Source organism: Streptomyces sp. NPDC007084, assembly GCF_040703595.1.
Taxonomy (GTDB): Bacteria; Actinomycetota; Actinomycetes; order Streptomycetales; family Streptomycetaceae; genus Streptomyces.
Genome location: NZ_JBEYFY010000022.1, coordinates 6,351 through 12,938 on the forward strand (window position 1 = coordinate 6,351; position 6,588 = coordinate 12,938).

The 6,588-nt window shown below is 72.3% G+C and carries 6 protein-coding genes; 1 reads left to right on the top strand and 5 read right to left on the bottom strand.

Annotated elements, in window-relative coordinates:
* Positions 1 to 158: 158 nt before the first annotated feature.
* Positions 159 to 1,088, bottom strand: coding sequence for a diiron oxygenase (locus tag AB0912_RS19420; protein ID WP_366701246.1), 930 nt, complete (start codon positions 1,086 to 1,088; stop codon positions 159 to 161).
* Between the two features lie 197 nt (positions 1,089 to 1,285).
* Here AB0912_RS19420 and AB0912_RS19425 point away from each other — a divergent pair, with 197 nt between their 5' ends.
* Entirely contained in the window at positions 1,286 to 2,185 is a 900-nt protein-coding gene (locus AB0912_RS19425; protein WP_366701248.1) for an ADP-ribosylglycohydrolase family protein, read from the top strand.
* A 70-nt stretch (positions 2,186 to 2,255) separates the two neighbouring features.
* On the opposite strand, the gene AB0912_RS19430 is transcribed toward AB0912_RS19425, so the two are convergent.
* The 4 genes from AB0912_RS19430 to AB0912_RS19445 form a co-directional block, all read right to left on the bottom strand.
* On the bottom strand, positions 2,256 to 2,729 hold the full coding sequence (locus tag AB0912_RS19430; protein WP_366701250.1) for a DUF3291 domain-containing protein: 474 nt from the start codon (positions 2,727 to 2,729) through the stop codon (positions 2,256 to 2,258).
* Positions 2,730 to 2,919: 190 nt separating this feature from the next.
* Entirely contained in the window at positions 2,920 to 4,395 is a 1,476-nt protein-coding gene (locus AB0912_RS19435; protein WP_366701252.1) for a penicillin-binding transpeptidase domain-containing protein, read from the bottom strand.
* The gene (locus tag AB0912_RS19440; RefSeq protein WP_366701254.1) at positions 4,392 to 5,768 is read right to left on the bottom strand and encodes an FtsW/RodA/SpoVE family cell cycle protein; all 1,377 of its coding nucleotides are present in this window, start codon (positions 5,766 to 5,768) and stop codon (positions 4,392 to 4,394) included. The genes AB0912_RS19435 and AB0912_RS19440 overlap by 4 nt, the downstream gene beginning before the upstream one ends.
* 88 nt (positions 5,769 to 5,856) lie before the next feature.
* A complete protein-coding gene (locus AB0912_RS19445; protein ID WP_366701256.1) occupies positions 5,857 to 6,321 on the bottom strand; it encodes an SH3 domain-containing protein in 465 nt (154 codons plus the stop codon).
* Positions 6,322 to 6,588: the final 267 nt, after the last annotated feature.

Sequence of the window (6,588 nt, forward strand, 5' to 3'; positions counted from 1 at the left end):
TCTGGCGACTGCGGACCGGCACACGGGTCTGGCGACTGCGGACCGGCACACGGGTCTGGCGACTGCGGACCGGCACACGGGTCTGGCGACTGCGGACCGGCACACGGGTCTGGCGACTGCGGGCAGGCCCCCGGGGGCCGGCCCCTCGTCGTCCCCGCTCAGGCCAGCAGCCCCGACGACTTCCACAGCCGCCGGCCCGCCCCGCGCAGTACGCCGATGTCGTCCAGGAAGTCCGTCAGCCGGCCCGCGCCGGTCTGCATGACCTCGCGGCGGTGGCCGCTCGCCTTGACCTGGGCCATCGCCTCGCGCTTGTCGAGGCCGACGTTCGTGTACACCTCGGGGTTGATGAAGGCCACCGAGAAGACCCGGGCGAACTCGCCGGAGGTGATCCGGGTGAACTCCTGGGACCAGCGCGGCGCCGTGACCATCTGACGGCGCAGCTCCTCGCGGGCGTACCGCACGTGCCGGGCCTCCTCCACGACGTGGATGCGCGTCACGCCCCGGACCAGGGTCTGCACCCGCTCGTCCGGGAACGTCAGCCGCTGCATCCAGTCGAGGATCTCCTCGCCGAGCAGCGTCGCCGTGAACGAACCCGGCGTCGTGGAGATCGTCTTGAAGAGCCGCCCGAGGTTCAGGTGCGTGCGGCTCACCGGGTAGTACGGGGTGCCGCCCCGGGTGATCAGCCGGGCGAACATCTTCGAGTGCCGGCACTCGTCCTCGATCTCGGTCAGCGCGTAGCGCACGTGCGCGCTCGTCGCCGCCTTGTCGTAGACGTGCCGCACCAGGAGCTGCATGAGGATGAGTTCGAACCAGATGCCCAGCGAGGCCAGCGCCGCCGCCTCGTGCTGGGACAGCGCGATCCGCTGCTCCTCGCTCATCCGGCGCCACAGCGGGGTGTCGTACAGGGACACCAGCTCGGGCGGCCAGAACCACTTGCCCTCCTCGAAGGGGGCGTCCCAGTCCAGCTCCTTGTCGGGGTCGAAGGAGTGCTTGGCGGAGGAGTCGAGGAGCCGCTCGGCCACCTGCTCCCGGTCCTTGAGCAGGCCGAGGGCGTCTCGGAGCACCTCGGCTTCGGTCACCGTCGTCATGACTGTTTCCACCTCGTCGTACGGGATCTGCGCGGGTTACCGGCGGTCACAACTTATGAGACTGCTTGTCAGCAAGCTCGTCAATCCCCTGTGCGCGACCAGTTGGCGCAAGCGGTACCCGAGCCTCCGCGACACGCCGGCGCCGGCGGACGAAAACCACCGCGCGACCGGCCCCCGCGACCGGCATCATCGGCCCCATGACTCCGCCGATCCCCGCCGACCGACCCGCCGCCCGCCGCAGCCTCGAAGGCCTGGCCCTCGGCGACGCCTTCGGCGAGCGTTGGTTCCCCCTCTTCCGGGACCGCGTCCAGGCGTACGAGGAGATCCGCGCCCGGCGCACCCCCGAGGAGCACACCTGGCACTGGACCGACGACACCGCGATGGCGCTCGGCGTCCTGCGCGTCCTCGACGAACACGGGGAGATCCGGCAGACGGAACTCGCCCAGGCCTTCGCCCTCGGCTACGACGCGGACCCCGCCCGCGGCTACGGCCACGGCATGCACGAGCTGCTGCCCCGGCTGCTCCAGGAGCCGCACCGCTGGCCGGAGCTGGCGCGCGCCCTGTTCGGCGGCGAGGGCAGCCTCGGCAACGGCGCGGCGATGCGGGTCGCCCCGCTCGGCGCCTGGTTCCACGCCAGCCTGCCCGCCGTCGCCGAACAGGCCGCGCTGTCGGCCGAGGTGACCCACGCCCACCCGGAGGGCGTGGCCGGCGCGATCGCGGTCGCCACCGCCGCCGCGCTGTCCGCGCGCGGCGGCCAGGACCTCGCCGCCGTCGCCGCCGCCACCCCGCCGAGCGCCGTACGGGACGGCGTCGAGAGGGCTGCCGTCCTCCCGTTCGACACCCCGCTCGCAAAGGCCTCCGACCTCCTCGGCAACGGGAAGCGCATCCGCGCCGACGACACCGTGCCCTTCGCCCTGTGGTGCGCCGCCCGGCACGCCACCGACCTGACCGAGGCCCTGTGGAGCACCGCCGAGGGCTTCGGCGACGTCGACACCACCTGCGCGATCACCGGCGGGGTCGTCGCCGCGCGCACCGGGGTCCGGGGCGTCAGCGCCGACTGGCTGCGCCGCCGGGAACTGGTGCCGGGCGCGCTCTAGAGCCGCCCGTCCGCCGTCTGCTGTCTGCCCTCTGCCTTCTGCCGCTGCCGTCTGTCGTCAGCGCTTGCCGCTACCGCTCGGCCGGCGCCACCGGCGGGAACGAGGTCCGCAGGGTGAACGCGTGCGGCGTCGGGCCGTGTTCGCGCAGGTGCAGCAGCCGGGACTCGGCCTCCGAGACCGTCGGGCGGTGACCGGCCGGCACCCACCACAGCGCGGTCGCCGCCTCCGCGAGCCGCTCGAACCAGTCCCGCCGCCGGGACAGCAGCTCGCGGTGCTGCCCCTGGTACATGAACGCCGTCAGGGCGTTCGGATCGCGCCAGGTGGACAGGTTGACGATCAGCCAGTCGTCGCCGAGGACCGGTACGTCGGTGGCGTTGCCGGAGTCGCTCTGCAACCGCCAGACGAACCCGTCGGACGCGTCCGCGACGGCGTTCACCGGGTCCAGCGCGTCGACGAAATCCTTCAACTGCGGTGAATCCAGCGGGGCTTTGAGGCGGGCTATGTTCACCTGGGCGAGTTCGTGCGCGGCGGTCGGCGAGGTCATGCCCGAACGGTAGGCCACCGCGAACGGCGGGCATACCCGCGTCTCACGGGGCGAGAGGGGAGGGCCGACCGGGGTTCGGCCGTGAGGGCCACCGGGGTTCAAGGCCTCAGTCGTGAGGGCCGCCGGGCTTCGAGGGTTCAGTCGTGAGGGGCACCGGGATTCAACGGTTCAGTCGTAAGGCCACCGGCGTTCAACGGCCCCCGCGGTCAAGCGTGTTCAGGACCGCTTCCATCACCGACCGGGCGATCGGGCCCGCGAAACCGCCGCCGCTGATGTCGCCCCGGTTCGCCGCCGCGTCCTCGACCACCACCGCCACGGCCACCGCCGGCTGCATCGAGTCGTCCGGCCGGGCCCAGGAGATGAACCAGGCGTACGGGGTGCCCGCGTTGCCGATGCCGTGCTGGGCGGTGCCGGTCTTGCCGCCGACGGTGGCACCGGGGATGGCGGCCACCGTCCCCGTGCCCTTCTCCACCACGTCGGTCATCAGCTCGCGCACGCGCTGGGCCGTCGACGCGGTCATCGCCTGGTGCAGGGTCCGCGGGGCGGTCGTGTTCAGGGTCCCGCCACCGCGCCGGGCCGTCCGCTCCACCAGGTAGGGCCTGCGGACCGTACCGTCACCCGCGACGGCCGCCGAGATCATCGCCATCTGGAGCGGGGTCGCCCGGGTGTCGAACTGGCCGATGGACGACAACGCCAACTGCGCCTTGTCCAGCCGCAGATCGAAGTTGCTCGGCGCCACCGCGAAGGGGATGCGCAGCTTGCGGTCGTTGAAGCCGAAGCCCGCCGCCGTGTGCGTCATGGCGTCGAGCCCGACGTCCACCCCCAGCTTCGCGAACACCGTGTTGCAGGACCAGGTGAACGCGTACCGCAGCGAGGCGTCCTCGCACCCCTCCACCTCGTTGGTGAGCCGCGTCGTCGTGCCCGGCAGCCGGTACGGGTCCGGTGAGCTGCTCGGCGCGTCCACGTCGTCCACCACCCCCGCGTCCAGCGCCGCCGCCGCGGTGACCACCTTGAACGTCGACCCCGGCGGATACGTCTGCCGGATCGCCCGGTTGAGCATCGGCTTGTCGTCCAGCGCGTTGAGCCGCTCCCACGCCTTCGACACCTCGGGGCCCGTCCCCGACAGCACCCCCGGGTCGTACGACGGGGTGGAGACCAGCGCCAGGACGCGCCCGGTGGACGGCTCGATCGCGGCGACCGCGCCCCGCCGTGCCCCGAGGCCCTCGAACGCCGCCCGCTGCGCCGCCCCGTTGAGCGTGGTGACCACCGTGCCGCCGGGGTTGCGGGCCCGGGTGAAGTCGTTCCACAGCGGGAACGGGTCGAGCACCGGGTCGGCGCCGGACAGCACGCCGTCCTCGGTGCCCTCCAGCAGCGTCGTCCCGTACACCTGCGAGGCGAACCCGGTGACCGGCGCGTACAACGGGCCGTCCCGGTAGGTGCGTTCGTAGCGGAGCTGCTGACCGGTGTCCTTGGAGCCGGTGACCGTCCGGCCGTCGACCACGATGTCCCCGCGCGGCTGGCCGTAACGGGCGATCGCCTGGCGGCGGTTGGCCGGGTTGCCGTCGTAGGACGGGGCCTGGACGACCTGGACGCGGGCGGCGTTCACCAGCAGCGCCACCAGCAGCACCGCGCACAGCCCGACGGCCCGCCGGATGTACTTGGTCACGAGGGCTCCGTCCCGTCGTACTGCCCGCGGGCGCTGTCGCTGATCCGGATCAGCAGCGCCACGATGATCCAGTTGGTGACGACCGAGGAGCCGCCCTGCGCGAGGAAGGGCATCGCCATGCCGGTCAGCGGGATCAGGCCGGTCACCCCGCCCGCGATGACGAAGACCTGGAGCGCCACGATCGAGGCGAGCCCGATCGCGAGGAGCCGGCCGAAGGGGTCGCGCACCGACAGGCCCGCGCGGTAGCCGCGTTCCACCAGCAGCGCGTAGAGGAGGAAGACCGCCGACAGGCCGACCAGGCCCAGTTCCTCGCCGGCGGTCGCGAGGATGAAGTCCGACTTGGCGGCGAACCCGATCAGGATCGAGTGGCCGAGCCCGAGACCGGTGCCGAGCAGCCCGCCGGAGGCGAACGCGAACAGCGACTGCGCGAGCTGGTTCGGCCCGTCCCCGGCGGTGATCGACGCGAACGGGTCGAGCCAGTCCGCCACCCGGCCGTGCACATGCGGTTCCAGCCGGCCCACCGCCATCGCGCCCACACAGGCCAGCAGCAGCCCGACCGCGATCCAGCCGGTGCGGCCGGTGGCGACGTACAGCATGATCACGAACAGTCCGAAGAACAGCAGCGAGGTGCCGAGGTCCCGCTCCAGGATCAGGACGAGCACGCTCAGCAGCCAGATCGCCACGATCGGGCCGAGCACCCGGCCGGTGGGGAGCTGGAGCCGCCGGAACCGCCAGATCTGCCGGCCGCTGTACGCGAGCGCGTTGCGGTTGGCGGCGAGGTACCCGGCGAAGAACACCGCCAGCAGCACCTTCGCGAACTCGCCCGGCTGGATGGAGAACCCGGCGATCCTGATCCAGATGCGGGCGCCGTTCACCGCGGGGAAGAAGATCGGCAGCACGAGCAGGCCGAGCGCGCTGACCACCGAGACGTAGGTGTAGCGCTGGAGCACCCGGTGGTCGCGCAGGAGGAGCACGGCGACGATGAAGAAGGTGACGCCGAGCGTCGACCAGACGAGCTGGATCGGCGCCGCCTGGTCGTCGGCGGTCTCCAGGTCCAGCCGGTAGATCAGCACCAGACCGAGCCCGTTGAGGAGGACGCCGATGGGCAGCAGCAGCGGATCGGCGTACGGGGCCCGGAGGCGGACGGCCACATGGGCGAGGAGCGCGAGCACCCCGAGCCCGGCGCCGTAACCGGCGGCGCCGGGCGGGACCGTGCCGTTCTTGGCGAGACCGACAGCGCAGTACCCGTACACGCTGAGCAGGACGGCGAGGACGAGGAGGGTGAACTCGATACCCCGGCGCCTGGGCGGGCGCACCGCGGGAGGGGCCGGTTCCACCGCCACGGCCGTTCCGGACAATCCGGGCTGGGTCATGTCCGGAACGTAGCAAGCGGCCGACCTGATGTCCCGTTATGAGCTGACAAACCGGCCATTCCGGTTCACCTGGGAGGGTGACGGAACGTCAGCACCAGCGGGGCGCCGGACCGATGTTGTCGATGTAGCGGGCGGCGCCCCAGGCCCAGGTGCCGTCGGTGAGCAGGTACCAGAGCGGGTTGCCGTCCACGTTCTGGCCCGGCGTCTTGCAGTAGATCGAGACGATCTCGCCCTGCCGCGCGACCCGGATCAGCCGGCTGCCGCGGTTGGGGGCGCTGCGCAGGGCGAGCCCGCCGCGCGCGGTGATCCGGCCCTTGTACTGGCGGGGGTTGCTGTCCTGGCGGCCGTCGCCACGCCCGTTGGCGGTGCTGTTCACGCTGCTGTTCGCGGTGGTGTTCGCGGTGGTGTTCGCGGTGCTGTTCGACGGGCGGCCGTTGCCGTTGCCGGGCTTCCCCTCACCGTCGGCGAGAGCGGGACCGGCCGCCGCGAGGGCGACCATGCCACCGGCGGCGAGCGCTACGGCGATTCGAGTGTACGGGGACCGCAGGGCCATGGGGGCTCCTCCAGAAAGGGAACGAACCTGACTAACCGCCACATTAGGAGCACCACCTCCGCCCCGCAGTTCACACTCGCCCGTTGGGGATCGGAGCCCCCACCCGCACCAGCCAACGAACCGAGCCCGCCCAGGCCTAGGCCACGGGAAACGGACCCGCGCCGGCCAGCGGGGGGAACCCACCCCAGGGCCGCGGGAAACGGACCCGCGTCGGCCAACGAACGGGAGCCGGTCCAGGGGCGCGGGGAACTGCGCGAGCAACCACAA

Coding starts and splice junctions, on each gene's coding strand:
- AB0912_RS19420 (WP_366701246.1), bottom strand. CDS start 1,088: ATGACGACGGTGACCGAAGCCGAGGTGCTCCGAGACGCCCTCGGCCTG.
- AB0912_RS19425 (WP_366701248.1), top strand. CDS start 1,286: ATGACTCCGCCGATCCCCGCCGACCGACCCGCCGCCCGCCGCAGCCTC.
- AB0912_RS19430 (WP_366701250.1), bottom strand. CDS start 2,729: ATGACCTCGCCGACCGCCGCGCACGAACTCGCCCAGGTGAACATAGCC.
- AB0912_RS19440 (WP_366701254.1), bottom strand. CDS start 5,768: ATGACCCAGCCCGGATTGTCCGGAACGGCCGTGGCGGTGGAACCGGCC.
- AB0912_RS19445 (WP_366701256.1), bottom strand. CDS start 6,321: ATGGCCCTGCGGTCCCCGTACACTCGAATCGCCGTAGCGCTCGCCGCC.